The sequence below is a fragment of the Sedimentitalea sp. genome (assembly GCF_039973035.1).
In the GTDB taxonomy this organism is placed as follows: Bacteria; Pseudomonadota; Alphaproteobacteria; order Rhodobacterales; family Rhodobacteraceae; genus Sedimentitalea.
Map to the genome: position 1 here is coordinate 206614 of NZ_JBDWLR010000020.1, position 21914 is coordinate 228527.

General features: G+C 59.0%; 30 protein-coding genes. 10 read left to right on the forward strand and 20 right to left on the reverse strand.

Going from position 1 to position 21914, the window contains the following annotated elements; translation table 11 throughout:
• The first annotated feature begins 112 nt into the window (after positions 1-112).
• From ABJO75_RS03785 to ABJO75_RS03795, 3 genes are all read left to right on the forward strand, one after another.
• A complete protein-coding gene (locus ABJO75_RS03785; RefSeq protein ID WP_348131287.1) occupies positions 113-1813 on the forward strand; it encodes an acyl-CoA dehydrogenase family protein in 1701 nt (566 codons plus the stop codon).
• 273 nt (positions 1814-2086) lie between these two features.
• Positions 2087-2248 (forward strand): hypothetical protein, encoded by a 162-nt coding sequence (locus ABJO75_RS03790; protein WP_348131289.1) that lies wholly within the window; start codon positions 2087-2089, stop codon positions 2246-2248.
• Positions 2249-2361: 113 nt separating this feature from the next.
• Positions 2362-2754 (forward strand): META domain-containing protein, encoded by a 393-nt coding sequence (locus ABJO75_RS03795; protein ID WP_348131292.1) that lies wholly within the window; start codon positions 2362-2364, stop codon positions 2752-2754.
• 44 nt (positions 2755-2798) lie between these two features.
• Here ABJO75_RS03795 and recO read toward each other — a convergent pair whose 3' ends face one another.
• The 12 genes from recO to folK all read right to left on the reverse strand — a co-directional run bounded on the left by recO (position 2799) and on the right by folK (position 12156).
• Positions 2799-3527, reverse strand: coding sequence for a DNA repair protein RecO (gene recO, locus ABJO75_RS03800; protein WP_348131295.1), 729 nt, complete (start codon positions 3525-3527; stop codon positions 2799-2801).
• 73 nt (positions 3528-3600) lie between these two features.
• Entirely contained in the window at positions 3601-3933 is a 333-nt protein-coding gene (locus ABJO75_RS03805; protein WP_348131298.1) for a DUF1491 family protein, read from the reverse strand.
• Positions 3933-4835: a GTPase Era gene (era, locus tag ABJO75_RS03810; RefSeq protein WP_348131300.1), complete on the reverse strand. Its 903-nt coding sequence runs from the start codon at positions 4833-4835 to the stop codon at positions 3933-3935. The genes ABJO75_RS03805 and era overlap by 1 nt, the downstream gene beginning before the upstream one ends.
• Positions 4832-5518, reverse strand: coding sequence for a ribonuclease III (gene rnc / locus ABJO75_RS03815; RefSeq protein WP_348131303.1), 687 nt, complete (start codon positions 5516-5518; stop codon positions 4832-4834). Before rnc ends, era begins: the two co-directional genes overlap by 4 nt.
• Complete coding sequence (lepB, locus tag ABJO75_RS03820) at positions 5515-6351, reverse strand: signal peptidase I (protein WP_348131306.1); 837 nt, start codon at positions 6349-6351, stop codon at positions 5515-5517. Before lepB ends, rnc begins: the two co-directional genes overlap by 4 nt.
• Before the next feature lie 55 nt (positions 6352-6406).
• A complete protein-coding gene (acpS, locus tag ABJO75_RS03825; protein ID WP_348131309.1) occupies positions 6407-6826 on the reverse strand; it encodes a holo-ACP synthase in 420 nt (139 codons plus the stop codon).
• Positions 6823-7452 carry a LysE family transporter gene (locus ABJO75_RS03830; RefSeq protein ID WP_348131312.1) on the reverse strand — a complete coding sequence of 210 codons (630 nt, stop codon included), beginning with the start codon at positions 7450-7452 and terminating at the stop codon, positions 6823-6825. Before ABJO75_RS03830 ends, acpS begins: the two co-directional genes overlap by 4 nt.
• Positions 7445-8194 carry a pyridoxine 5'-phosphate synthase gene (locus tag ABJO75_RS03835; protein ID WP_348131315.1) on the reverse strand — a complete coding sequence of 250 codons (750 nt, stop codon included), beginning with the start codon at positions 8192-8194 and terminating at the stop codon, positions 7445-7447. Before ABJO75_RS03835 ends, ABJO75_RS03830 begins: the two co-directional genes overlap by 8 nt.
• A gap of 96 nt (positions 8195-8290) precedes the next feature.
• The gene (locus ABJO75_RS03840; RefSeq protein ID WP_348131318.1) at positions 8291-8947 is read right to left on the reverse strand and encodes a DUF2062 domain-containing protein; all 657 of its coding nucleotides are present in this window, start codon (positions 8945-8947) and stop codon (positions 8291-8293) included.
• A 29-nt stretch (positions 8948-8976) separates the two neighbouring features.
• Positions 8977-11109: a bifunctional (p)ppGpp synthetase/guanosine-3',5'-bis(diphosphate) 3'-pyrophosphohydrolase gene (locus tag ABJO75_RS03845; protein WP_348131321.1), complete on the reverse strand. Its 2133-nt coding sequence runs from the start codon at positions 11107-11109 to the stop codon at positions 8977-8979.
• A 31-nt stretch (positions 11110-11140) separates the two neighbouring features.
• A complete protein-coding gene (rpoZ, locus tag ABJO75_RS03850) occupies positions 11141-11494 on the reverse strand; it encodes a DNA-directed RNA polymerase subunit omega (RefSeq protein WP_316773174.1) in 354 nt (117 codons plus the stop codon).
• A 92-nt stretch (positions 11495-11586) separates the two neighbouring features.
• Complete coding sequence (gene folK / locus ABJO75_RS03855; RefSeq protein ID WP_348131323.1) at positions 11587-12156, reverse strand: 2-amino-4-hydroxy-6-hydroxymethyldihydropteridine diphosphokinase; 570 nt, start codon at positions 12154-12156, stop codon at positions 11587-11589.
• Positions 12157-12291: 135 nt separating this feature from the next.
• Here folK and ABJO75_RS03860 point away from each other — a divergent pair, with 135 nt between their 5' ends.
• From ABJO75_RS03860 to ABJO75_RS03880, 5 genes are all read left to right on the forward strand, one after another.
• Positions 12292-12873 (forward strand): NYN domain-containing protein, encoded by a 582-nt coding sequence (locus ABJO75_RS03860; protein ID WP_348131326.1) that lies wholly within the window; start codon positions 12292-12294, stop codon positions 12871-12873.
• A 156-nt stretch (positions 12874-13029) separates the two neighbouring features.
• Entirely contained in the window at positions 13030-13974 is a 945-nt protein-coding gene (gene ispH, locus ABJO75_RS03865; protein WP_348131328.1) for a 4-hydroxy-3-methylbut-2-enyl diphosphate reductase, read from the forward strand.
• Positions 13975-14084: 110 nt separating this feature from the next.
• Complete coding sequence (locus ABJO75_RS03870; RefSeq protein WP_348131331.1) at positions 14085-14672, forward strand: class I SAM-dependent methyltransferase; 588 nt, start codon at positions 14085-14087, stop codon at positions 14670-14672.
• Positions 14665-15132, forward strand: coding sequence for a ribonuclease HI (rnhA, locus tag ABJO75_RS03875; RefSeq protein ID WP_348131333.1), 468 nt, complete (start codon positions 14665-14667; stop codon positions 15130-15132). The genes ABJO75_RS03870 and rnhA overlap by 8 nt, the downstream gene beginning before the upstream one ends.
• On the forward strand, positions 15129-15752 hold the full coding sequence (locus tag ABJO75_RS03880) for a trimeric intracellular cation channel family protein (RefSeq protein WP_348131336.1): 624 nt from the start codon (positions 15129-15131) through the stop codon (positions 15750-15752). Before rnhA ends, ABJO75_RS03880 begins: the two co-directional genes overlap by 4 nt.
• On the opposite strand, the gene ABJO75_RS03885 is transcribed toward ABJO75_RS03880, so the two are convergent.
• From ABJO75_RS03885 to def (ABJO75_RS03910), 6 genes are read right to left on the reverse strand one after another with little or no spacing between them, the layout of a single operon-like run.
• Positions 15749-15982, reverse strand: coding sequence for a GlsB/YeaQ/YmgE family stress response membrane protein (locus ABJO75_RS03885; RefSeq protein WP_348131339.1), 234 nt, complete (start codon positions 15980-15982; stop codon positions 15749-15751). The genes ABJO75_RS03880 and ABJO75_RS03885 overlap by 4 nt on opposite strands.
• 1 nt (position 15983) lies before the next feature.
• Positions 15984-16229: a hypothetical protein gene (locus ABJO75_RS03890; RefSeq protein ID WP_348131342.1), complete on the reverse strand. Its 246-nt coding sequence runs from the start codon at positions 16227-16229 to the stop codon at positions 15984-15986.
• A 10-nt stretch (positions 16230-16239) separates the two neighbouring features.
• Positions 16240-17145: a methionyl-tRNA formyltransferase gene (fmt, locus tag ABJO75_RS03895; RefSeq protein ID WP_348131345.1), complete on the reverse strand. Its 906-nt coding sequence runs from the start codon at positions 17143-17145 to the stop codon at positions 16240-16242.
• Between the two features lie 22 nt (positions 17146-17167).
• Entirely contained in the window at positions 17168-17665 is a 498-nt protein-coding gene (def, locus tag ABJO75_RS03900; RefSeq protein WP_348131348.1) for a peptide deformylase, read from the reverse strand.
• Positions 17662-18159, reverse strand: a complete 498-nt coding sequence (gene def / locus ABJO75_RS03905) for a peptide deformylase (protein WP_348131351.1) — start codon at positions 18157-18159, stop codon at positions 17662-17664. The genes def (ABJO75_RS03900) and def (ABJO75_RS03905) overlap by 4 nt, the downstream gene beginning before the upstream one ends.
• A 1-nt stretch (position 18160) precedes the next feature.
• On the reverse strand, positions 18161-18679 hold the full coding sequence (def, locus tag ABJO75_RS03910) for a peptide deformylase (RefSeq protein ID WP_348131354.1): 519 nt from the start codon (positions 18677-18679) through the stop codon (positions 18161-18163).
• A 93-nt stretch (positions 18680-18772) separates the two neighbouring features.
• On the opposite strand from def (ABJO75_RS03910), the gene ABJO75_RS03915 reads away from it, so the two are divergent.
• Positions 18773-19945 (forward strand): PatB family C-S lyase, encoded by a 1173-nt coding sequence (locus tag ABJO75_RS03915; protein WP_348131357.1) that lies wholly within the window; start codon positions 18773-18775, stop codon positions 19943-19945.
• Here ABJO75_RS03915 and ABJO75_RS03920 read toward each other — a convergent pair whose 3' ends face one another.
• Positions 19946-20296 carry a hypothetical protein gene (locus ABJO75_RS03920; protein WP_348131360.1) on the reverse strand — a complete coding sequence of 117 codons (351 nt, stop codon included), beginning with the start codon at positions 20294-20296 and terminating at the stop codon, positions 19946-19948. It abuts the gene before it with no gap.
• 218 nt (positions 20297-20514) lie between these two features.
• Here ABJO75_RS03920 and ABJO75_RS03925 point away from each other — a divergent pair, with 218 nt between their 5' ends.
• Positions 20515-21504 (forward strand): glutathione S-transferase family protein, encoded by a 990-nt coding sequence (locus ABJO75_RS03925; RefSeq protein ID WP_348131363.1) that lies wholly within the window; start codon positions 20515-20517, stop codon positions 21502-21504.
• Here the strand turns inward: ABJO75_RS03925 and ABJO75_RS03930 are convergent.
• Positions 21486-21848 carry a response regulator gene (locus ABJO75_RS03930; RefSeq protein WP_348131366.1) on the reverse strand — a complete coding sequence of 121 codons (363 nt, stop codon included), beginning with the start codon at positions 21846-21848 and terminating at the stop codon, positions 21486-21488. The two genes, ABJO75_RS03925 and ABJO75_RS03930, sit on opposite strands and share 19 nt — an antisense overlap.
• Positions 21849-21914: the final 66 nt, after the last annotated feature.

Consider the following 21914-nt stretch of genomic DNA (forward strand, 5'->3'; position numbering starts at 1 on the left):
CCGCCAAAATAGCACGCAACTTTCGTACTTAAGGCGCGACACCAGCGTATTTTTGTTGCGCTGCAACTGCGAAATGATTAGGACCGGGCGGAACGAAAAGAAAGAGTGACTCATGGCCCACGACGGACAGGATCAGACGATGACATATCAAGAGAACGGGGCGGTCATTCTGCCCGATCTGCTGAAACTCACCGCCGCCGCGCTGCCCGCGGTTCAGAGCTATCTGGACAAGGCGCGCGACAGCGTGCGCGCACGCGTTGTCGAGGGAGATCGCGTGTCCGGCGCGTTGATTGAGGCCAACCAGACGGCGGCGCACGGGCTGGCGTGGCTCGCGACCTATTCACAGGCGTTGCAACAGATGCAGGCCTGGGCCGACCGCTTGCAGGCGGACGGAAAGTTTGGCGAGATTGAGCAATTGATTCACCAGATCGCCTTTGGCGAGTACCTGCATCAGATCGCAGGCGGCATCCCGATGAACCAGGGTGAAATCCTGCGTCTGCAGGAACTTGGTTTAAGCTGGGATGCCCTGTCGGGTTTCCACTGCCCCGAGGTGCAAAGCCTGATGGCCAGCGGCAACACGCAAGCGGTGCGCACGCGGCTTGTGGAATTGATGCAGGAGCAATCCGCCAATGTCATGTTCGGTGCCTCGGGCCTGGACGACGAACTGGAAATGATCCGCGAGCAATTCCGCCGCTATGCCGTGGACAAGGTCGAACCCAATGCGCACGACTGGCACCTCAAGGATGAACTGATCCCGATCGAGATCATCGAGGAACTCGCCGAGATGGGGGTGTTCGGGCTGACCATCCCCGAAGAGCATGGCGGCTTTGGCCTGTCCAAGGCGTCGATGTGCGTAGTCTCCGAAGAGTTGTCGCGCGGATATATCGGTGTGGGCAGCCTTGGCACCCGCAGCGAAATCGCGGCCGAGCTGATCATCGCGGGCGGCACGGACGAGCAAAAGGCCAAGTGGTTGCCCAAGATCGCCAGCGCCGAGATTCTGCCAACCGCTGTCTTTACAGAACCGAACACCGGCTCTGATCTGGGCAGCCTGCGCACCCGCGCGGTCAAAGGCGCGGATGGGAATTACACAGTTACCGGCAACAAGACGTGGATCACCCACGCCGCGCGGACCCATGTCATGACATTGTTGGCACGAACCAATCCCGACAGCAGCGATCACCGGGGCCTGTCAATGTTCCTTGCGGAAAAGACACCGGGCACCGACACCGACCCGTTTCCGACGCCCGGCATGACAGGTGGCGAGATCGAGGTGCTGGGTTATCGCGGCATGAAGGAATATGAACTGGCGTTTGATGGGTTCGAGGTCAAAGGCGAAAACCTTCTGGGAGGCGAAGAGGGCAAGGGTTTCAAACAACTGATGGAAACCTTTGAATCCGCCCGCATCCAGACCGCCGCGCGCGCCATCGGCGTGGCGCAATGTGCACTGGACATCGGCATGCAATACGCACAAGAGCGCAAGCAGTTCGGCAAGTCTCTGATCAACTTTCCCCGCGTGTCCGGCAAGCTGGCGATGATGGCGGTCGAGATCATGATCGCCCGTCAGTTGACCTATTTTTCCGCCTGGGAAAAGGACAACGGGCATCGCTGCGATCTTGAGGCCGGAATGGCAAAGCTGCTGGGCGCACGAGTTGCCTGGGCCGCAGCCGACAACGGCTTGCAGATTCATGGCGGCAACGGCTTTGCGCTGGAATACAAGATTTCGCGCGTGCTGTGTGATGCCCGCATCCTGAACATTTTCGAAGGTGCCGCAGAAATCCAGGCACAAGTGATTGCCCGTCGCCTTCTGAACTGACGTTCCCTTCGCCCGCCACGATAGCTGAGCGGCGATGCCAACCCATCTGCCGCTCACCACCGCCATACCTGCTCAAATATTGGGCAGTTAGGCGCAGCATCGCCATCAACAATCAGTGAATTCCGACGGAATTGATGAATAATTTCGCAGAAACCTATCCCAACGGATAAGGACCTACCCCATCGATACCACAACCTATACGTGGGTTGTGATGTGAGCCCTCCTGCGATGTTGTATTCAATTTATGTTATGTTGATTGGAGACCACAGAGGAATGGAAAACTCACAGGATTTGGGCTGGATCGTGGACGCGTTGATCGACCTGAACACCTACTGCGAACGCGAGGGGCTTGTGGGCATCTCGGAACATCTCATACAGGCCATAGAATCCATCGCCCCGGCGGTTCGAAACCTGCCGGCCTCTGGTTCGCCTTAATAATCACTCCGGAACATCTCAGGGTCCTCGCGGTCCTCGAACAGCGCGGATAAGCTGACTGACCGATACGGATCAGCTAAGGTGTGGCAGCACCCTTATGAGGCCATACCCGTATGCATCCTGCCTATTTTGTCGTCGTAGCTCTTTGCCTGTCCAACTGCGCCCGCGACGAAACGGTGGCTGCCTATGGCGGCGCGAACCGTGTTTGGACACTTGCAGAGCTCGATGGTCAGCGCATTGACACACGGACCACCCTCACATTTCCCGGCAAAGGCCAGATTTCCGGACACGGCCCCTGCAATGCGTACACCGCCGACATGCCAGCCCCCTACCCTTGGTTCGAAACAGGTCAAATTGCGCGGACCAAGACGGCTTGCCCCGATCTGGCAACGGAAGAGCGGTATTTTGAGGTCTTGGCTGGCATGACCCAGTCCGAGGTGAGCGGGCCGACGCTTGTCCTTCGAAACAATTCGGGACAGGAACTGGTTTTCATCGCGCGCGACTGACGCGTTTCTGGACGCCGCCGCGCTGTAGTGGGCAACTATTCAGCTCAGGCAGCAACCGCCCTGAGAACGTCGACAAGTCGCGCACGGGCCTCGGGCAACGGTTTGTTTCCCAGAGCCGGTGCAAGCCGCTCCTTCAGGAAATAGCCGGTGGTCCCAAGCGCCTCTACGATTTCATCCTCAGAGGCGTCTCCCTTGCCCTGCATGACCGGTGGCAGGGGCAGCATCCGGTCAGCCCATTGTCCCGCCCCATCGCGTGACACTGCGCGGCCAGATTTGGGTGAGACATAGATCAGCCCGTCGGTCGCACCGGTCGCCGCGCAGCACGACAGATCAAGACCAAAACCAAGATCATCAAGCAACGCAAGTTCCCATCGCAGATAGGCCAAAGGCCAGACATCGTTCTGACCTAGCAGGTCCAACAATTGTTCGCTGCGCTTGTAGAGCGCGCCATGTTCCTCACGTTCGGGGAGGCAGAACGACAACAATGCCGTGACCGCATTCAAACCGGCAAGTGCCATCCGCCCCGACATGGCAGCCGCCGCACGGCTGCGAAGCGGTTCGACCTGATAGCTGCCGATGTGATCTTCGAGCCGCGCGCGCCAAAGCAGATCAAGCTGAGCGCCGGGTTGCAGGATAGGTGCGATCTTTCGACTGGCGCCGCCGCGCACAACACCCGCGTGGCGACCGTGCGCCTCGGTAAAGACATCAATGATCGCCGCAGATTCGCCGTGGCGCCGCATGGTCAAAAGGATGCCGTGATCGCGCCATTCCATACCGCACTAGCTCATGCATGTCTGGCGATTTCAAGAGAGCACTGCGAGCGTACTACACCCCGGCGAATGGAAGCTAGTCAGCCAATCCCGGCTCGTCCAGCAGACTGCGACCGGCGCGGTCTTCGATTTCGACCACCCAAAGGTCCGGGTCAAACCCACGCTGACGGGAAATCGCTACATCCACCTCGGCCTCGGTCCCTTGCACCAGCGTGATCCATTTCCGATCACCGGTCATGAGGTCGAAACTGCGCTGAAACGCCGTCGCCTGCCCATCCAACGTATTCAGCTTGATCAGAACCGCCCCGGCGGTGTCATCCCCGTGCGCGACAACAAAAGCAGGAATATCCAGCCCCCGAAGACGCGCCATATAGGCTTGAATCCAGAATTGGGCCGTCAGACGGGCCATCAGGCGCCATCTTTGAAATCAAGGCCCATTTCGGAGTAGCGTTCAGCTTCTTCCAGCCAGTTTGGCCGCACCTTGACCTGCAGGAACAGATGCACCTTGCGGCCCAGAAACTCGGTGAGTTCTTCACGCGCGGCCTTGGACACAGCTTTGATGGTTTCGCCCTTGTGGCCCAACACGATGCCTTTGTGCCCATCGCGGACAACATAGATGATCTGCTCAACCCGGGCCGAGCCATCCTTGCGCTCTTCCCAGCTCTCGGTTTCCACGGTCATCTGATAGGGCAATTCCTGATGCAGCCGCAGGGTCAGCTTTTCGCGGGTCATCTCGGCGGCGATCATGCGCATGGGCAGATCTGCGATCTGATCTTCAGGATACAGCCAAGGCCCCTCCGGCACCTCACCGGCCAACCATTCGCGCAAGACCTGAACCCCATGCCCCTTTTCCGCAGAAATCATGAAGGTATCGGCAAAGGCGTAGCGGTCATTCATATCCTTGGTCAGCGCAAGCAACACTTCGGATTGGACCCGGTCAATCTTGTTGATCGCCAAGGCAACCTTGCGGCCTTTGCCGATATCGGCCAGCCCTTCAAGGATGCGCTCAACACCTTCGGTGACGCCGCGATGCGCTTCAATCAGCAAAACCACCACATCCGCGTCTGCCGCCCCGCCCCAAGCTGCTGCGACCATCGCGCGGTCAAGCCGGCGGCGCGGTTGGAACAGGCCCGGTGTGTCAACGAACACGATCTGGCTGTCCCCTTCCATCGCCACACCACGAATGCGCGCGCGAGTGGTCTGTACCTTGTGGGTGACAATCGAAACCTTTGCCCCGACCATGCGGTTCAATAGCGTCGATTTACCGGCGTTGGGCTCTCCGATCAGCGCGACAAATCCGGCGCGTGTCATGTCTGGTTCTCCAGTTTCTGCAACAGCGCGGTCGCCGCGCCTTGTTCTGCCTGCCGCTTTGATCCGGCGCTGGCGTGGGCCTCGGCACCGTTCTCAAGCCGGGCAGCGATGGTAAAGACCGGGGCGTGATCCGGGCCACTGCGGTCGAGTTCAACATAGGCGGGCGGCTTTTGTCCACGCGCCTGCGCCCATTCTTGCAAGGCCGTCTTGGCATCCCGCGCATCCGCATCGACACGAGCGATGCGGTCGCCCCAGAGACGCAGGATCATGTCGCTTGCCGCCTCCAGACCGCCATCGCGATAGACGGCGGCGATCACCGCCTCCATCGCATCCCCGAGCAACGCCTGTTTGCGTCGCCCACCCGAAAGCATTTCCGAACGCCCCAGCTTGAGCACCGCGCCAACGTCAATCTCTCGGGCCACGTCCGCACAGGTTTCTTTGCGTACCAGCGCGTTAAATCGCGGAGCCAGCTGACCTTCGCTGGCCTCCTTGTCTTTCTCGAGCAAGGCTGACGCCATCACCAGACCCAGAACCCGGTCCCCCAGAAACTCGAGCCGCTGGTTGTCGGCCCGAGTCGGAGAGGACACCGACCCATGGGTCAGCGCGCGCACCAACAGTTCGGGCCGCGCAAAGTCATGGCCGATCCGGCGTTGAAACGCCTGAAGGTCGGCCCCCAGCTTCACTGCACCGCCTTGAAGAACCGATCGCTACGCCAGGTCCAGAAGTACAGCATCGAACGCCCCGCCGAACTGAACATGATACGATCTGCGCGACCGATCAGATTTTCATACGGTACAAACCCGACACCGCCCGCGCTTTGCGGCACACGGCTGTCCATGGAGTTGTCACGGTTGTCACCCATAAAGAAATAATGTCCTTCCGGCACGAGATAGACGCCGGTGTTATCCAGACCCTGATTGCCGATTTCCAGAATATCGTGGGAATTCCCATCCGGGAAGGTTTCGATCAGGCGCTGCTTTTCACAAACCGCCTCCGGACCGACCGGCCCGTTGGAACACCGCGGGCGGCTGCCCTGCGGACCTTGTGGTGCGTAGGTTTCGGTGAATACACCGTCCTCTGTCAATTGCACCGGCTGATCATTGATCGACAATACACCGCCATTGACCTGGATCTTGTCACCAGGCAGCCCGACCAGACGCTTGATAAAGTCGCGACCCGAAACCGGGTGACGGAACACGACCACATCGCCGCGCTCAGGTTCGGAACCGAACAGGCGGCCATTGTTCTGCGGGAACACGCCACAGACATCTTCGGCGTCAATGTTGATACCGATGCCCGGCATGATCACGCTGGGACAGGAGGCATAGGAGTAACCATAGGCCATCTTGTTCACAAAAAGGAAATCGCCGATCAGCAGCGTCTCTTTCATCGAACCTGACGGGATCCAGAACGGCTGAAAGAACAGCGTGCGAAATACGCCTGCAATAAGCAGGGCATAGACGATGGTCTTGACCGTCTCGATAATCGCGTTTCCCTTTTTGGCTTTCTCGGCCATGCGGATCTCCGGAATTGCTGGGTTTGGCGCTACATGCGGGGCGGCATGAGCAGTGTCAAGGCGCAGAGTCAGTGCTGGCGAGTGGCCGCGCCTCGATCACGACAAAGGCCTGCGCCCACGGATGATCGTCAGTCAGAGTAACGTGGATGATTGCCTCATGCCCTGCTGGCGTCATCTTTGCCAGCCGTTCAGCCGCCCAGCCTGTAACCTCCATCACAGGCTGCCCGGTGCGCAGGTTGCTGACAGCCATGTCCTTCCACGCAATCCCCATGCGCAGCCCGGTTCCCAACGCCTTTGAACAAGCCTCTTTCGCGGCCCACCGTTTGGCGTAGGTTCCGGCAGTATCACGGCGACGCTCGGCTTTTTGCTGTTCGATCTCGGTGAACACCCGGTTGCGGAACCGATCGCCAAACCGGTCAAGCGTACCTTGGATACGCTCGATATTGGCGAGGTCGGTGCCAATGCCGAGTATCATGCCAGCCGTACACTCAGGAGCTTGAGGCTGGCAGCGCCAAAAAACAGGCCAAACGCCAATTCGAACCAGCGCCGCGACCGTGTGTAGAATCGCGCAACCGGCGATACGGAAAACAGGAGGGCATAGCCCAGAAATACCAAGGCAGATGCTGCAAACAACATCGTGAACAACTGCCAGACCACGTACCATGGCGCGCCCGGTGCTAAGACAATGGCATAGACAGACCCCCAAGACAGTATCGCCTTGGGGTTGGTCAGATGAAGCAGCAGACCTTTGGCAAAGAGTGATCGGCTTGATGTCTTGACCAGCGTCGCACACCCGCCGCGCCATGCCGACATCAGCGACTTTGCCGCGAGAAACAACAGGTAGGCCGCGCCTGCATAGCGGACGATCTCAAACAGCCATGCATTGGCCAGCATGACCGCCGAAAAGCCCAACGCAGCGGCCACACCCCAGGACGCCGAACCAACTAGCACGCCCAACGCAACCTGCAATCCTGCCAATCGTCCCCGCGACATCGCGGTCCCGGAAATCGTGAGCGTGGCCGGTCCTGGGCTGCCACCGGCCAGAATCCAGCCCACCACAACCACTCCGATCGGGAGCAGGAATTGTGTGTCTTCAACCATGTCTCGCCGCATCCATCAGCCGGCGCATCTCGGAAATCGCTGGCTGGAGACCGAGAAAGATCGACTCACCGATCAGGAAGTGTCCGATATTCAACTCGCGCACCTCAGGAAATGCGGCGACTGGCGTAACAGTTTCATAGGTCAGCCCGTGACCGGCGTGAACCTCAAGCCCCAGCGAGTCGGCATATGCAGACATTTCCCGCAGGGCGTTGAGCTCCTTTTGGTGATCCTCCATCCGACCTTCGGAAAACGCATCGCAATAGGCACCGGTGTGAAGCTCGATCACCTCTGCCCCGATCCGGTGAGCCGCCTCGATCTGGCGTTTGTCGGCGGCGATAAAGATCGACACGCGACAGCCAACATCGCGTAGCGGGGCAATGAAATGTGCCAACCTGTTTTCCTCGCGCGCAACTTCCAGCCCGCCTTCGGTGGTACGTTCCTCGCGCTTTTCCGGCACGATGCAGACAGCATGCGGTTTGTGGCGCAAGGCGATCGCCTGCATTTCTTCGGTCGCAGCCATTTCAAAATTCAGCGGGATGCTGAGCACGTCCATTAGCCCGTCGATATCCGCGTCGCTGATATGTCGGCGGTCTTCGCGCAGATGCGCCGTGATACCATCGGCACCCGCTTCTTCGGCAAGGCGCGCGGCGCGCAACGGGTCGGGATAGGTGCCACCACGGGCGTTTCTGACGGTGGCGACGTGGTCGATATTCACGCCAAGGCGCAACTGCTGCTGTGTCATCTTCTGGCTCTCGCTTCTCAGTCCAGCGGTAGCCTAGAGCATTTCAAACGAAACATGAATCGCCTTTCGCTCTATCTTTCCAATGAAATTGAAGCATCACTTAGGGCGCGATTCTGCTTCTGCCTTGGCCTCGGCCATCTTGCGGATCGCATCAAATTTTTTCTTGATCTGCTTCTTGCGCCGCTTTTGGTAGGCGCGAATAACCGGGACGCTCAAAACATAGCAAATTGTCGCCACGATCATGCCCGGAATAATGCCACCGACAAGATAGGGCAGGAAAATCTCGTGGTAAAATACGCTGAGTCCCCGCCAGTCGGGCTGCTGGTCAGAAAAGATGGCGACGAAGTTGCGCATCAGATCATGCGCGGCGTCGATGAATTTGCCGCCAAATGACCTTGCGGCACCCTCTTCGAATTTTGTGCCCAGAATGAAATGCCCGGTCTTGAGCGAGACGAATCCGATCGGCACATAGGTCAGCGGATTGCCAAAGAATGTCGCCATCAATGCGGCAAGGATATTGCCGTGGACCACCCTTGCGATCAGAAACGCCACCAGAAAATGCATCGTGTAAAATGGTGTGAACGTAGTGAAGACACCGGCCCAAATTCCACGCGCGATGCGCTCGGGCGTATCAGGCAGACGCCTGACGCGATGTTTGACATAGTGAAAGGCGCGGGTCCAACCGCCTTTGGGATATAGGAAATCCGCAATCGCGCGCAGCACTGAGCGTCGGTCACGGCGTCTAAATACCAAGGTGGTTTCCCCTTCGGTCCCGGTCCTGCTTAGCTGACCGCGGCGTGAACCTTGGCCTTTTCTCGAAACCGCTCGACAGCAGCAACATCGCTCTCCGCCTCAAGCGCCAACATCAGCGACAGTAGTTGCTCTACATCCCGCAATTCTACGTTGACAATAAGTCGATAAAAGTCCGGTTTTCTGTCAACGAACTCCAGATTGCTGATATTTGCCTTTTTTTCTCCGATCAATGTGCAAATGCGCCCAAGTACCCCGGCGTCATTGCCGATGGTCAGATCAAGAGTCGCCCCATAGACCGCCGGATGGGTTCCGCTGTGCCAGTGCAGATCGACCCACCGTTCGGGTTGTTCCTCGTATTCGCTGAGGCGATCGCAATCGATTGCATGCACCACAACGCCTTTGCCGCGAAACGTAATGCCGACAATGCGCTCACCCGGCAAAGGCTGACAGCATGGAGCACGCTCGAATGACTGTCCGGGGCTGAGACCGATCACCGCGCGTCGTAACGGGATCTGATCGCCCTCATCGCGCGCCAGATCGGGATAAACGGCCTGTACGACCTCATGCGCGGTCAATTCGGCACTGCCCAAGCGCGCCAGCAATTCCTTGCGATCCTTGAGCCGCAAATGCTTGGCTGCGGTCGCCAGCGCCTTGTCGGTTGCCTTGCGTCCGACATGCTCAAATGCAGCGCGGGCAAGTTCCTTGCCGAGTTTGACAAACCGCTCACGGTCAACTTCGCGCAATGCCCGGCGAATCGCGGTGCGCGCCTTGCCGGTAGTGGCAATGTCGAGCCACGTCGCCTGTGGTGTCTGGCCCTCGGCGGTGATGATCTCGACCGACTGCCCGTTCTTGAGCCGAGTCCAGAGCGGCACCCGCAACCCGTCGACCTTGGCACCGACGCAGCCTCCACCGATGCGCGTGTGGATCGCATAGGCATAATCAATCGGCGTCGCGCCACGGGGGAGCTTCACCACGTCGCCCTTGGGCGTAAAACAGAACACCTGATCCGAATACATCTCGAGCTTGACCGCTTCGAGGAAATCCTCGTGATCTTCCTCGGCGTCAAACTGTTCGGTCAGGCTGGAGATCCACTTGGCCGGGTCCACCGCAAACGGATTTTCAGAACGCACCCCATCGCGATAGGACCAATGCGCAGCCACCCCGGTTTCAGCAACGTCGTGCATCTGGCGGGTCCGGATCTGTACCTCGACGCGCTTGCCATCGCGGCCCGACACCGTGGTATGGATCGACCGATAACCGTTGGATTTCGGCTGGCTGATGTAGTCCTTGAAACGTCCCGGCACCGCGCGCCAACGCTGATGGATCGCGCCGAGCGTGCGATAGCAATCCTCTTCGCTCGCCGTGATGATACGGAAGCCGTAGATGTCGGACAGCCGCGAGAAACCCTGTTCTTTCTCCTGCATCTTTCGCCAGATTGAATAAGGCTTCTTGGCCCGACCAAAAACCTCGGCCTCGATCCCTGCCTTGCCAAGCTCGCTCCGCATGTCGCCGGTGATCCGGTGAATGACGTCGCCGGTCTCGCGCTGCAAGGTGATGAACCGACGGATGATCGACTGGCGTCCCTCGGGATTGAGAACGCGAAAACTGAGATCTTCAAGCTCTTCGCGCATCCATTGCATCCCCATGCGACCGGCAAGCGGCGCATAGATGTCCATGGTTTCGCGGGCTTTCTGGACCTGCTTTTCCTGGCGCATGGATTTGATCGTGCGCATGTTGTGCAGACGGTCGGCAAGCTTGACCAGAATGACCCGCAGATCCTTGGACATCGCCATGAAAAGCTTGCGGAAATTCTCGGCCTGCTTGGTTTCATGGCTGGACAGCTGCAGGTTTGTCAGCTTGGTCACCCCATCGACCAGCTCGGCGACCTCGCGCCCAAACCGCTCCTCAACCTCCTTGAAGGATGCCTTGGTATCTTCGATCGTGTCATGCAAAAGCGCTGTGATGATCGTGGCATCATCCAGCCGCTGTTCGGTCAGAATCGCGGCGACAGCAATGGGATGGGAAAAATAGGGTTCGCCGGACTGGCGAAACTGACCATCATGCATCTGGTTGCCATAGTCATAGGCGTCAGCGATGCGGTCGGCGTTGGTCTTTGGGTTGTAGTTGCGGACCAGCGCAATCAAGTCTTCAACTGCAATCATCTGGTCCGCACCTTTGAGTGTCGTGCTCTCGTCAGCCCTGGCCCTGGGCCTCCATCAGTTGGCGCAGCAACATCTCTTCAGACATGTCATCCTCGGCGGGCTTGTCGGCCTCCGCCCCCATCAACAGAGCCATCGAGTCGTCCTCGGGCTCGTCAACTTCGATCTGGGTCTGGTTACTTTCGATCAGGCGCTCACGCAGATCGTCGGCACGCTGGGTTTCCTCGGCGATTTCACGCAGGGAAACGACAGGGTTCTTGTCATTGTCGCGATCAACGGTAATCGCACCACCCGCAGAAATCTCACGCGCGCGGTGTGCAGCGAGCATGACCAATTCGAACCGGTTCGGGACCTTGTCAACACAATCTTCGACCGTAACGCGGGCCATAGGCGACTCTCCAACAGCAAGTTTCGTTCAGAAAGGGGAGGTTTAGTAGGGATCGTGCCGATTGACAAGCCTGAATGCTGCGGCGCAACGACCTAGATCGGACGCACCGCCGCGCGCTCCTCTTCAGGCAACGCCGCGCAAAGCGACCGCACCGACTTCTGCAGGACCGGATGCACCCAGTCCGGGGCAACGTCCGCCATTGGAATTAGCGCAAAGGCCCGGTCCTGCAGTCGTGGATGCGGCAGGATCAATTCGTCCGGAGTCGCCCTGATTTGCTCCGCCGCAGGCAGATCGCGCCATTGTGAATACCGCGCGAGGTCCGGCAGGACCAATTGATCAAAAGCGAGCAGATCCGCATCAAGCGTCCGCATGCCCCAGCGTTGCACCCGCTCGCGCAGAAACGCCGCCTCAACCTCGTGCAGCCGCTCCAACATCTGCCTTGGCGACAGTGATGTCGAGGCCGCAACTGCCGCATTGACGTAGTCAGGGCCTGCGCCTGCGGGAAAACACGGTGTCGCATAAAACCGGCTGACACCGCGAATCACCACATCACGGCTTGCGAGCATGCCCACGGCCTTCCGTAAGGTCGCTGCCGTAGGGGAACCCTGAAAGAGCAGGTTTCCGCCTAGTCCAATTACGATATTTGACCGGTTTTCGTACATTTTTGACGCGTTTTCAGAATAGCTCTAGACTTGCGATACATGCCGAACTTCTTATTTTAAGCTTACCGACCCGTCAAAATTTAAAACCACTCACTCACGGACGACGGCGGGACGTATTACCGGAAGGACCATTTTATGTTTTATAAGGACGAACGGCTCGCGCTGTTCATTGACGGTTCGAATCTATACGCAGCGGCCAAGTCGCTTGGGTTCGACATCGACTACAAGCTATTGCGACAGGAGTTCATGCGCCGCGGCAAGATGCTGCGGGCGTTCTACTACACCGCTTTGCTTGAGAACGACGAGTACTCGCCGATCAGACCTCTGGTGGACTGGCTCCACTACAACGGGTTCACCATGGTGACCAAACCCGCCAAGGAATACACCGACAGCATGGGTCGTCGGAAGGTCAAAGGAAACATGGATATCGAACTGACCGTTGACGCAATGGAACTTGCGCCACGTGTCGATCATATCGTTCTTTTTTCCGGCGACGGCGATTTCCGCCCCCTCGTGGCCAGCCTCCAACGCCAAGGCGTGCGGGTTTCGGTTGTTTCGACAATTCGCAGCCAGCCTCCGATGATCTCGGATGAATTGCGGCGGCAGGCGGACAATTTCATCGAGCTGGAAGAGCTCAAGGAAGTGATCGGCCGCCCGCCTCGCGAAATGCCCACCGAGGCCCGGACCGTTGCGACGGCAGTGGCCGGCAGCCACTAAGAGGGCACGGCACTTGAAACAGACAGGGGCGGCGCGTTCGCTGCCCCCGTCATTGCGACGCGCAGGCGGCCAAATCCGCTAGCGATGATCGTTTGGTGCAGCGACTCTGGACCATCGAGGCGCAAAGCCCTAGGTCTCTGCGCAAGGAGACCGCAGATGCCCAAAACCCCTATTACCCTTTATCTGGCAGCCCCGCGCGGGTTTTGCGCCGGCGTGGATCGGGCGATCAAGATCGTCGAAATGGCGCTGCAGAAATGGGGCGCGCCAGTCTACGTGCGTCACGAGATCGTGCACAACAAATTCGTCGTCGACGGGCTCCGAGCCAAAGGGGCCGTATTTGTCGAAGAACTGGATGAATGCCCGGATGACCGCCCGGTGATCTTTTCCGCACATGGTGTGCCGAAATCGGTCCCGGCTGCGGCGGTAAAGCGCGAGATGATCTATGTCGATGCCACCTGCCCTTTGGTCAGCAAGGTTCATATCGAGGCACAACGCCATGCGGAAAACGGGTTGCAGATGATCATGATCGGTCACAAGGGTCACCCGGAAACCGTTGGCACCATGGGCCAGCTGCCTGAGGGCGCGGTGCTCTTGGTGGAAACCGTCGCTGATGTCGCGACGGTCAGTGTGCGTGATCCCGATCGCATTGCCTTTGTCACCCAGACCACCCTCAGTGTCGATGATACCGCCGATATCGTCGAAGCCCTGACAGAACGCTTCCCGAATATCGTCGGCCCCCACAAGGAAGACATCTGCTATGCCACCACCAACCGGCAGGATGCGGTCAAGGCGATGGCGCCAAAGATCGACGCGATGCTCGTGGTGGGGGCACCGAATTCGTCTAACTCCAGGCGTCTGGTGGAGGTGGGGATCAAGGCTGGCTGCCCCTATTCCCAACTGGTCCAACGCGCCGCAGACATTAATTGGCGTGCTATGGAAGGGGCGACCAGTATCGGCGTCACCGCCGGAGCATCCGCGCCAGAAGTTCTGATTGATGAAGTAATCGCAGCCGTGCAAGACCGCCACGACGTCACGATCCAGAAGGTGGAAACCGCCGTTGAAACCGTCGAGTTCAAGGTCCCCCGCGTTCTGCGTGCCTGACAAGAGAACACCATGACCGGAGTTGCCGTAACACCACTGGTTATTGCCGGCCCCAATGCCGAGTTCTTCAACGGCTCGACGATCCTCTGTCTGCTGGTTGGAGTGTTGCTATGAACGAACGCGAGACCCTGAAAGTCTACGATGAGCAGGCCGAGGCCTATCAGAAGGCAATTGCTGATTGGGATGATCCCGCCTTCGCCGATTTCGTTGCGGCAATGCCCAAGGGCGGTGCCGTGCTCGACCTCGGATGTGGTCCGGGCCGCGCAGCCGCACGCATGGCGGACGCAGGCCTGCACGTCACCGCAACTGACGGCTCCATGGAAATGATCCGCATGGCTGAACAACATCCCGGGGTCGCGGCCAGGCAGGCAACGTTTGACGAAATTAAAGGTCAGGCGATCTATGATGGGATATGGGCGAGTTTTTCACTGCTCCACGCCTCGCGCGCTAAATTCCCCGTGCATCTTGCCGCCCTTCACCGCGCGGCCAAACCCGGTGCGCGTCTGCATCTGGGGATGAAACTTGGCAGCGGCGAGGCAACCGACGGGCTTGGCCGGTTCTATACCTATTACAGACGCGAAGAACTGGAACGATTGCTGCACGAGGCTGGTTTCACGGTTGCATCCCACCTCACCGGCAAGGACAAGGGGCTCGCCGGAACCCTTGATGAATGGATCGCCATAACCGCCCATGCCTGATCTCGTTGCCTATACCGACGGAGCCTGCTCTGGAAATCCCGGCCCCGGAGGATGGGGCACCCTGCTGCGCGCCATGGACGGCGACCGCGTGATCAAGGAACGCGAACTTTGCGGCGGCGAGGCGGACACCACCAACAACCGGATGGAACTTTTGGCGGCAATCAATGCGCTGGAGGCGCTGGATCGTGCCAGCCCCATCACCATCGTGACCGACAGCCAATATGTAAAAAACGGTGTCACCAGCTGGATTCACGGATGGAAAAAGAACGGCTGGAAGACGGCGGCGAAAAAGCCGGTCAAGAATGCCGATCTGTGGCAGCAGTTGGACGCAGCACAGGCGCGGCACAAGGTGACGTGGGAATGGGTCAAAGGCCATGCCGGACACCCCGAAAACGAACGCGCCGACGAGCTGGCCCGCGCCGGCATGGCGCCTTTCAAAGGCAAGGCGGCAGGCAGGTGAACTTTCTGGCCCTGCTGGATTTCAGCTCGGTTCTGGTCTTTGCCCTGACCGGCGCGTTGGTCGCGAGCCGGGCGCAGCTTGATCTCGTTGGCTTTGCCTTTATCGCCTGTCTGACGGCGGTTGGCGGCGGTACGGTGCGCGATGTGCTACTTGGGCGCGATCCTGTGTTCTGGATCGGCCAGCCTGTTTACGTGCTGATCTGCGTGGCCGCTGCGATCTTTGTTTTCTTTACGGCCCACCTTGTTGAAAGCCGGTATCGCTGGCTTTTGTGGCTCGATTGCTTCGCGCTCTCTATCGCGGTCGCGGCAGGGACTGGCGTTGCCGTGTCCTTTGGTCAGCCCGGCGTGATCGTTGTGCTGATGGGGGTCGCAACGGGCTGTCTGGGCGGGTTGATGCGCGATGTCGTGGTGGGTGAAATTCCGTTGGTCCTGAAACAGGGTGAACTTTACGCGACCGCAGCGCTTGCAGGATCAGGGGCTGCTTTGCTTGCCCTCAATTTGGGAGTATCGCTGCGCCCTGCATTGCTGATCGCGGCCGCGACATGCGGTGTGCTGCGCGCAGGATCCCTGATCTTTGGCTGGAGCCTGCCCGTCTACAAGAGTCGCCCGCCAAAGGTTTAGCGCCGATAACGCTGCCACAGCCAGATCAGCAACATTGCCCCTAACACCGCGCCGACGAACCCGGCCATGCCGCCCATGATGGTGGTCAAAGTCCGCAGGATCAGCCCGCCGATCAAGGCCCCCGCGACCCCGATGAACATGGTGGTGGGTATGTCCGCCTCAACGCGCATCAGGCGCGTTGCGATGAACCCGGCGGCTGCCCCGACAACCATAAGCACGATGATCCCCATGTCACCGCCCCCCGCGACGCCAGTGAGTCGGGACGATGATCAACGCTCCGATTGACGAGGCGACGGCGTTCAGACCGGGCGACCCGAAGCCAATTCCGAACATCAGCCGGATGAAATAAAACAGGAACGCCCCGCCGACGCAGATGATGATGGATTGCAAATATCCGTTGCGGGTAAATCCGGTCTTTTCCGAGACATAGCCAACGATCCCGGCAATCACCACGGTTCCTATCAGGGTCGGAAACACTGCGCCTCTCCTACAATTGCGTGCCTTTGGGCACCGGGCATCCCCGCAGGAATGTCTCTGCATCCTGCGCGCCTTTGCCTGCCCGCTGCAAGCGCAAGAGCGAAATCGCGCCGTCTCCGCAGGCAATTGTCAGAGTGTCGTCCAGAACCTCGCCGGGGTTCCCCGCCCCAGATGCAAGCAGCGACGCTAACAGCTTGACCCGTTGACCAGCAATCTCTGTCCACGCGCCGGGAAAGGTCGAAAGACCGCGAATCTGGCGATCAATATCGACTGCGGATCGTGCCCAATCAATCCGCGCCTCGGCCTTGTCGATCTTTTGGGCATAGGTGACGCCGATGTCCGGTTGCGGATCTGGCGTCAGGGCATCCAACTGTTCCAGCGCCTGCACGATCAACCCGGCGCCCATTTCAGAGAGCCGATCATGCAACTCAACCGTGGTTTCCTCAGCACCGACTTCGGTTTCGGCTCGCATCAAAACCGGCCCTGTATCTAATCCGGCCTCCATTTGCATGATGCAAACACCGGTGATCGGATCTCCGGCCATGATGGCACGATGGATCGGGGCCGCACCGCGCCAACGCGGCAGCAGGCTGGCATGGATATTGAGGCACCCGCGTGTTGGCGCATCAAGGATCGCCTGCGGCAGGATGAGACCATAGGCAACGACGACAGCAATATCCGCATTCAGCGCACGAAACTCAGCCAGCGCAGCGTCGTCGCGCAAGGAAACCGGATGGCGCACAGCAAGGCCCATCGCCTCGGCACGGGCCTGCACCGGGCTAGGGCGCTCTTTCTTGCCCCGACCGGCAGGGCGCGGTGGTTGGCAATAGACGGCCGCGATTTCATGACCGGCCGCAACCAGCGCCTCCAGCACTGGCACCGAAAAATCGGGCGTTCCCATAAAGATGATGCGCATGTCAGTCTCCGTCAGGCGGTGATTAACCCGCGAGTTTCTTGGCCTTGCGCAAGAGCATGTCGCGCTTCACTTTGGACAGACGGTCAAAATACAGACGCCCATTTAGGTGGTCGATCTGATGCTGCACACTGGTCGCCTCGATCCCCACAAAATCGCGCCGGGTGATCACCCCGGTTTCATCCAGATAGCGCACCGTGAGGGCGCGTGGGCGTTTGATCTTGGCGGACATGCCCGGCAGATTTGGGCTGGCTTCCTCATGCTCGCGCAATTCGACCGAGGCATGCAGGATCTCCGGGTTCGCAAGCCGCACTGCCTTGCCCCGCTCAGACGAGCCATCCACAACCGCCAGACGCAACATCAAACCGATCTGTGGTGCCGCGAGACCAACGCCGGGCATCGCCTCCATCGTGTCGATCATGTCGTCCCAGATTGCACGAATCTCGTCGGTGACCTCATCGACCTCGGACGCCACAGCGCGCAGTCGCTTGTCCGGCCAGGGAATACAGCGTCGCGCGGTCATGGCTGCACCGCATATTGGGCCTCAGCCGCGTGGCGTGCAGGTGCATCCAGACGGTCAAAGGTCACAATTCCGTTCAAATGATCCAGCTCATGCTGTGCACAGCGCGCACACGCTCCATCCAACCGCTGCCTCTGCGCCTCTCCCCGCGCATCCGTCCATTCCATGATGACCCAGTCGGGCCGGGTGATGATCGTGGTAACACCGGGGATGGACAGACAGGCCTCCTCTGCATCGGAACGACTTTCCGACGCTTCGACAATTTTGGGATTCACAAAAACCACCGGACTGGGCTGCGCCTCTTTCCAGGTGACGTCAATGACAAACAGGCGTTTCATCACGCCGAGCTGCGGGGCCGCCAACCCACGACCGGGCGCGTCATACATCGTTTCGAACATGTCGATGATCAGCCTGCCGATATCCTCGTCCGGTTCCACCGGGTCGCACACCGTTTCCAGCCGTGTATCGGGCCAGCGCAGGATCGGCAGAATGCCCATATCAGTCGCGCGCCCGTTCGCGTTTCAGCTTTTGCATCTTGCGTGTGATCATCTGCCGCTTGAGCGGTTTCAGATAATCGATGAACAGCTTGCCGTTCAGATGGTCGATCTCGTGCTGCACACAGGTCGCCCAGAGCTTGTCAAAACTCTGCTTCTGCGGATTCCCCTCTTGGTCAATCCACGCGACTTCGACCTCGGCGGGTCGGGTCACTTCGGCATATTGGTCCGGAATTGACAGACAGCCCTCTTCGTAAACGCCCGTCTCTTCAGATGACGCAACGATTTCAGGGTTGAACATCACAGTGGGGCATGGGGCCGCGCCCTCTTCCTTGACGCAATCCAGCACGATCAGTCGATGCAACACGCCGACCTGCGGCGCGGCAAGGCCGATGCCCGGCGCGTCATACATGGTTTCCAGCATGTCGTCTGCCAGCTTGCTCAGCTCGCCGGTGATGTCCTCAACCGGGGAACAGACCTTTTTCAGGCGCGGGTCGGGATGGATAAGTATGGGCCTTTTCATGCCGTTTCATTTAGGTGATTGCCCGGCACATCGCAACGCCCCTTGCACCCACTCTGAAACGCGGTAGCTTGCGCGAAAAAACAGGAGAGCCGCATGACTTTCAACGCCCCGATCGACCGCCGCGGGACCCATAGCAGCAAGTGGGACAAGATGGAGACGCTATTTGGCGTCTCGGCCGGTGATGGTCTGGCCATGTGGACCGCCGATTCCGACTATCCCACCGCGCCCTGTGTGATCGAGGCCGTTCGTCAGGCAGCTGACCTTGGTATCTTTGGCTATTGCTGGGAATATCCAGAGTATCTGGCCGCCGTCCAGTGGTGGATGAAGAACCGTCATGACTGGGCAATCGAAACCGATTGGATTTTCACGACTCAGGGTCTGGGCAATGCGATCGCCCTGTGCCTTGACGTCTGGAGCGAGCCGGGTGACGGCGCGGTTATCTTTCCGCCGGTGTATCACGAGTTCGCCGCCAAAATCAGAAAGACCGGTCGCGAGGTCGTCGAGTGCCCGCTGGCCCGCGACGGCGATACCTATGTGCTTGACCTCGACGACGCTCAGAGCCGGCTGAAAGGGAACGAAAAGCTGCTGATCTGGTGCTCTCCGCAAAATCCGTCGGGACGCATCTGGACCGGCGACGAATTGCGCGCGGTAGCAGATTTCGCCGAACGCAACGGTCTGATTGTGGTGTGTGACGAGATCCATCACGATCTGGTCTATGCAGGTAACACATTCATACCGATGGATGTCGCCAGCCCCGGCACCCGTGCCAACACGGTGTACCTGACGGCCGCATCCAAGACATTCAACATAGCGGGTCAGCGGACCGGCAACATGATCATCCCCGACACGGACCTGCGTGCCGCGATGCGCAAACGGCTCAACACGCTGGACTATAGCCCGAGCGCCTTGGGATTGAAGATGATTGAGGCAGCCTATTCCCCCGAAGGCGCCGATTGGGTCGATGCCCAAATGTGGCACCTGGATGAAAACCGGCGGCTGTTTGACGACACCATCGCATCGATTCCGGGGCTTTGGTCGATGCCGCTTCAGGCGACCTATCTTGCCTGGATCGATTTTTCCGGGACCGGAATGAATGACGCGGAAATTGAAAAACGCCTGCGTCAGGACGCCCGGATCGCCACCTCACCCGGAGCAGGTTTCGGCACCGGAGGATCGCAATTCCAGCGCTTCAATCTGGCGACACAGCGATCTCGTGTCGAGGACGCCTGCACTCGTCTGCGCGAGGCGTTCTCTGATCTGCAATAATCAGTCGCGGGGCAGCAAGCCGATCGGGGCGTCCGGTTCACGATAGTGATCCAGTGGCGCCTTGTCGGCGGCGGTCGTGTTGCGCTTGAATTCATATCGCCGTTCACCGGCTTCGGATTCAGATGCGATGATCAGGCACTGACACACGTGCCGACCGCCATCATATAGATCAACAAGCCCGCGCAGCAACGGCGCGGTTGCCTCTTCGACCGAGAACCCGTCGCGCCACTGCCTTAGAACAGGGTAATAGTGGTCGCCAACCTGCACCCGCATGCGGCTTACCTTTTTCAGCCCCGCAAGACGGGCCGCACTCAACTGCAAACGAACATCATCAGAAACAAAAGTCGACACGTTCTTGACCTCCCCAGGCTGCAAACCGACCCTGCCCTGTCACGGAATTAATTCAAGTCCTTTTTTGAACGACCTAAAGCTTCCCAACCGAGGGTGTTGCGAAATGGCTCCGCAGCATCCGTCCGATGTGCAGCCCTGCAGAGCCACTGCGCGTAACCGCCTGTTGGCCGCTGAGCGTCGCGGCACTAGGTCTGTCAGGTAACCAAGGAGGACAGATCATGGGACAGTTGGTAGACGGCATCTGGCAGGACGCACGGATCAACACCGTCAAATCAGACGGCAGCTTTGATCGCGCCAGTTCATTGATGCGCAATTGGGTCACACCGGATGGTCAGCCCGGGCCGTCAGGGCGTGGTGGGTTTGCCGCCGTTACCGGGCGCTATCATCTCTATGTCAGCTATGCCTGTCCCTGGGCGCATCGGGCGCTGATTTTTCGGCAGATCAAGCAATTGAGTGACCACATCTCGGTTTCGGTTGTGCATCCGGACATGCTCGGCACCGGCTGGACCTTTGAAAAGGATGAACATGGCGCAACCGGCGACGATCTCTTTGGCTCCGACTTCCTGCATCAGATCTACACCCGCTCTGATCCCACCTATACCGGCAGGGTGACGGTGCCGGTCCTTTGGGACCGAGAGAAGCAAACCATCGTATCCAACGAAAGCGCCGAGATCATCCGCATGTTCAATTCCGCCTTTGACGGTCTGACCGGGAACACCGACGATTACTGGCCCCAAGACCTGCGCAGTGAGATAGAGGATGTGAATGCGCGGATTTATGACACGGTCAACAACGGCGTCTACAAGGCCGGTTTTGCCACCAGTCAATCGGCCTACGACGCAGCAGTAGCGCCACTCTTTGAGAGTCTCGACTGGCTCGAAGATCGTCTTTCAACGCACCGCTATCTGATGGGCGATCGGATCACCGAGGCCGACTGGCGACTGCTTACTACCTTGCTGCGATTTGATTCCGTCTATCATCTGCATTTCAAATGCAATCGTGCGCGGCTGATCGATTATCCCAACCTATGGGCCTATACCCGCGAGCTTTATCAATGGCCCGGTGTCGCCGAGACGGTCAACATGGACCATATCGTCCGCCACTATCACTATAGCCACGAAACCATCAATCCGAACCGGATCATACCGATCAATCCGATCATCGACTGGTCAGAAACACATGGGCGCGATCAACGTGGCGCGGCGTAATGCTCGACCATCGCCGCCAGATCCTCTGGCGGCGTCTCGCTCTGGACATAGGCGCAGGCGTTGGGTGAATGCGCAAAGATCGATCCGTCCGAGAAAAAGCTTGTATTGGTGACAAAGATCACCTGCGTGTCCGGACGCCGATAGCTCGCAAAATCCGCCACCGCCAGAGCGCTGCCATTGTCGAGCACCAGATCAAGCACGATGATCTCGTAATCATTGGCAGACAGCGACATGATCGCTGCCTCCTGACTGTGAACGAGACTTACATCAGCACCTTGTCTTTCAAGATGGCGACGCCACAATAGACCTAATTCTGGCCTGCTTTCTACAATAAGCACTTTCATACAATCACCCTGGCACTGTTGTCAGTTCTACCTTCCACGCGTGCCTCTTACCCCTGCTTAAACTGA

Excerpts from the sequence above, each read along its gene's own strand:
- ABJO75_RS03925 (WP_348131363.1), top strand. The coding sequence starts at position 20,515 with ATGGGACAGTTGGTAGACGGCATCTGGCAGGACGCACGGATCAACACC.
- ABJO75_RS03860 (WP_348131326.1), top strand. The coding sequence starts at position 12,292 with ATGTTTTATAAGGACGAACGGCTCGCGCTGTTCATTGACGGTTCGAAT.
- acpS (WP_348131309.1), bottom strand. The coding sequence starts at position 6,826 with ATGATACTCGGCATTGGCACCGACCTCGCCAATATCGAGCGTATCCAA.
- def (WP_348131354.1), bottom strand. The coding sequence starts at position 18,679 with ATGAAAAGGCCCATACTTATCCATCCCGACCCGCGCCTGAAAAAGGTC.
- ABJO75_RS03915 (WP_348131357.1), top strand. The coding sequence starts at position 18,773 with ATGACTTTCAACGCCCCGATCGACCGCCGCGGGACCCATAGCAGCAAG.
- def (WP_348131348.1), bottom strand. The coding sequence starts at position 17,665 with ATGACCGCGCGACGCTGTATTCCCTGGCCGGACAAGCGACTGCGCGCT.
- ABJO75_RS03785 (WP_348131287.1), top strand. The coding sequence starts at position 113 with ATGGCCCACGACGGACAGGATCAGACGATGACATATCAAGAGAACGGG.
- ABJO75_RS03845 (WP_348131321.1), bottom strand. The coding sequence starts at position 11,109 with ATGATTGCAGTTGAAGACTTGATTGCGCTGGTCCGCAACTACAACCCA.
- recO (WP_348131295.1), bottom strand. The coding sequence starts at position 3,527 with ATGGAATGGCGCGATCACGGCATCCTTTTGACCATGCGGCGCCACGGC.
- ispH (WP_348131328.1), top strand. The coding sequence starts at position 13,030 with ATGCCCAAAACCCCTATTACCCTTTATCTGGCAGCCCCGCGCGGGTTT.
- era (WP_348131300.1), bottom strand. The coding sequence starts at position 4,835 with ATGACACGCGCCGGATTTGTCGCGCTGATCGGAGAGCCCAACGCCGGT.
- rpoZ (WP_316773174.1), bottom strand. The coding sequence starts at position 11,494 with ATGGCCCGCGTTACGGTCGAAGATTGTGTTGACAAGGTCCCGAACCGG.
- ABJO75_RS03930 (WP_348131366.1), bottom strand. The coding sequence starts at position 21,848 with ATGAAAGTGCTTATTGTAGAAAGCAGGCCAGAATTAGGTCTATTGTGG.
- ABJO75_RS03790 (WP_348131289.1), top strand. The coding sequence starts at position 2,087 with ATGGAAAACTCACAGGATTTGGGCTGGATCGTGGACGCGTTGATCGAC.
- lepB (WP_348131306.1), bottom strand. The coding sequence starts at position 6,351 with ATGGCCGAGAAAGCCAAAAAGGGAAACGCGATTATCGAGACGGTCAAG.
- folK (WP_348131323.1), bottom strand. The coding sequence starts at position 12,156 with ATGTACGAAAACCGGTCAAATATCGTAATTGGACTAGGCGGAAACCTG.
- fmt (WP_348131345.1), bottom strand. The coding sequence starts at position 17,145 with ATGCGCATCATCTTTATGGGAACGCCCGATTTTTCGGTGCCAGTGCTG.
- ABJO75_RS03795 (WP_348131292.1), top strand. The coding sequence starts at position 2,362 with ATGCATCCTGCCTATTTTGTCGTCGTAGCTCTTTGCCTGTCCAACTGC.
- rnhA (WP_348131333.1), top strand. The coding sequence starts at position 14,665 with ATGCCTGATCTCGTTGCCTATACCGACGGAGCCTGCTCTGGAAATCCC.
- ABJO75_RS03835 (WP_348131315.1), bottom strand. The coding sequence starts at position 8,194 with ATGACACAGCAGCAGTTGCGCCTTGGCGTGAATATCGACCACGTCGCC.
- ABJO75_RS03870 (WP_348131331.1), top strand. The coding sequence starts at position 14,085 with ATGAACGAACGCGAGACCCTGAAAGTCTACGATGAGCAGGCCGAGGCC.
- ABJO75_RS03830 (WP_348131312.1), bottom strand. The coding sequence starts at position 7,452 with ATGGTTGAAGACACACAATTCCTGCTCCCGATCGGAGTGGTTGTGGTG.
- ABJO75_RS03805 (WP_348131298.1), bottom strand. The coding sequence starts at position 3,933 with ATGGCCCGTCTGACGGCCCAATTCTGGATTCAAGCCTATATGGCGCGT.
- def (WP_348131351.1), bottom strand. The coding sequence starts at position 18,159 with ATGGGCATTCTGCCGATCCTGCGCTGGCCCGATACACGGCTGGAAACG.
- ABJO75_RS03885 (WP_348131339.1), bottom strand. The coding sequence starts at position 15,982 with ATGGGGATCATCGTGCTTATGGTTGTCGGGGCAGCCGCCGGGTTCATC.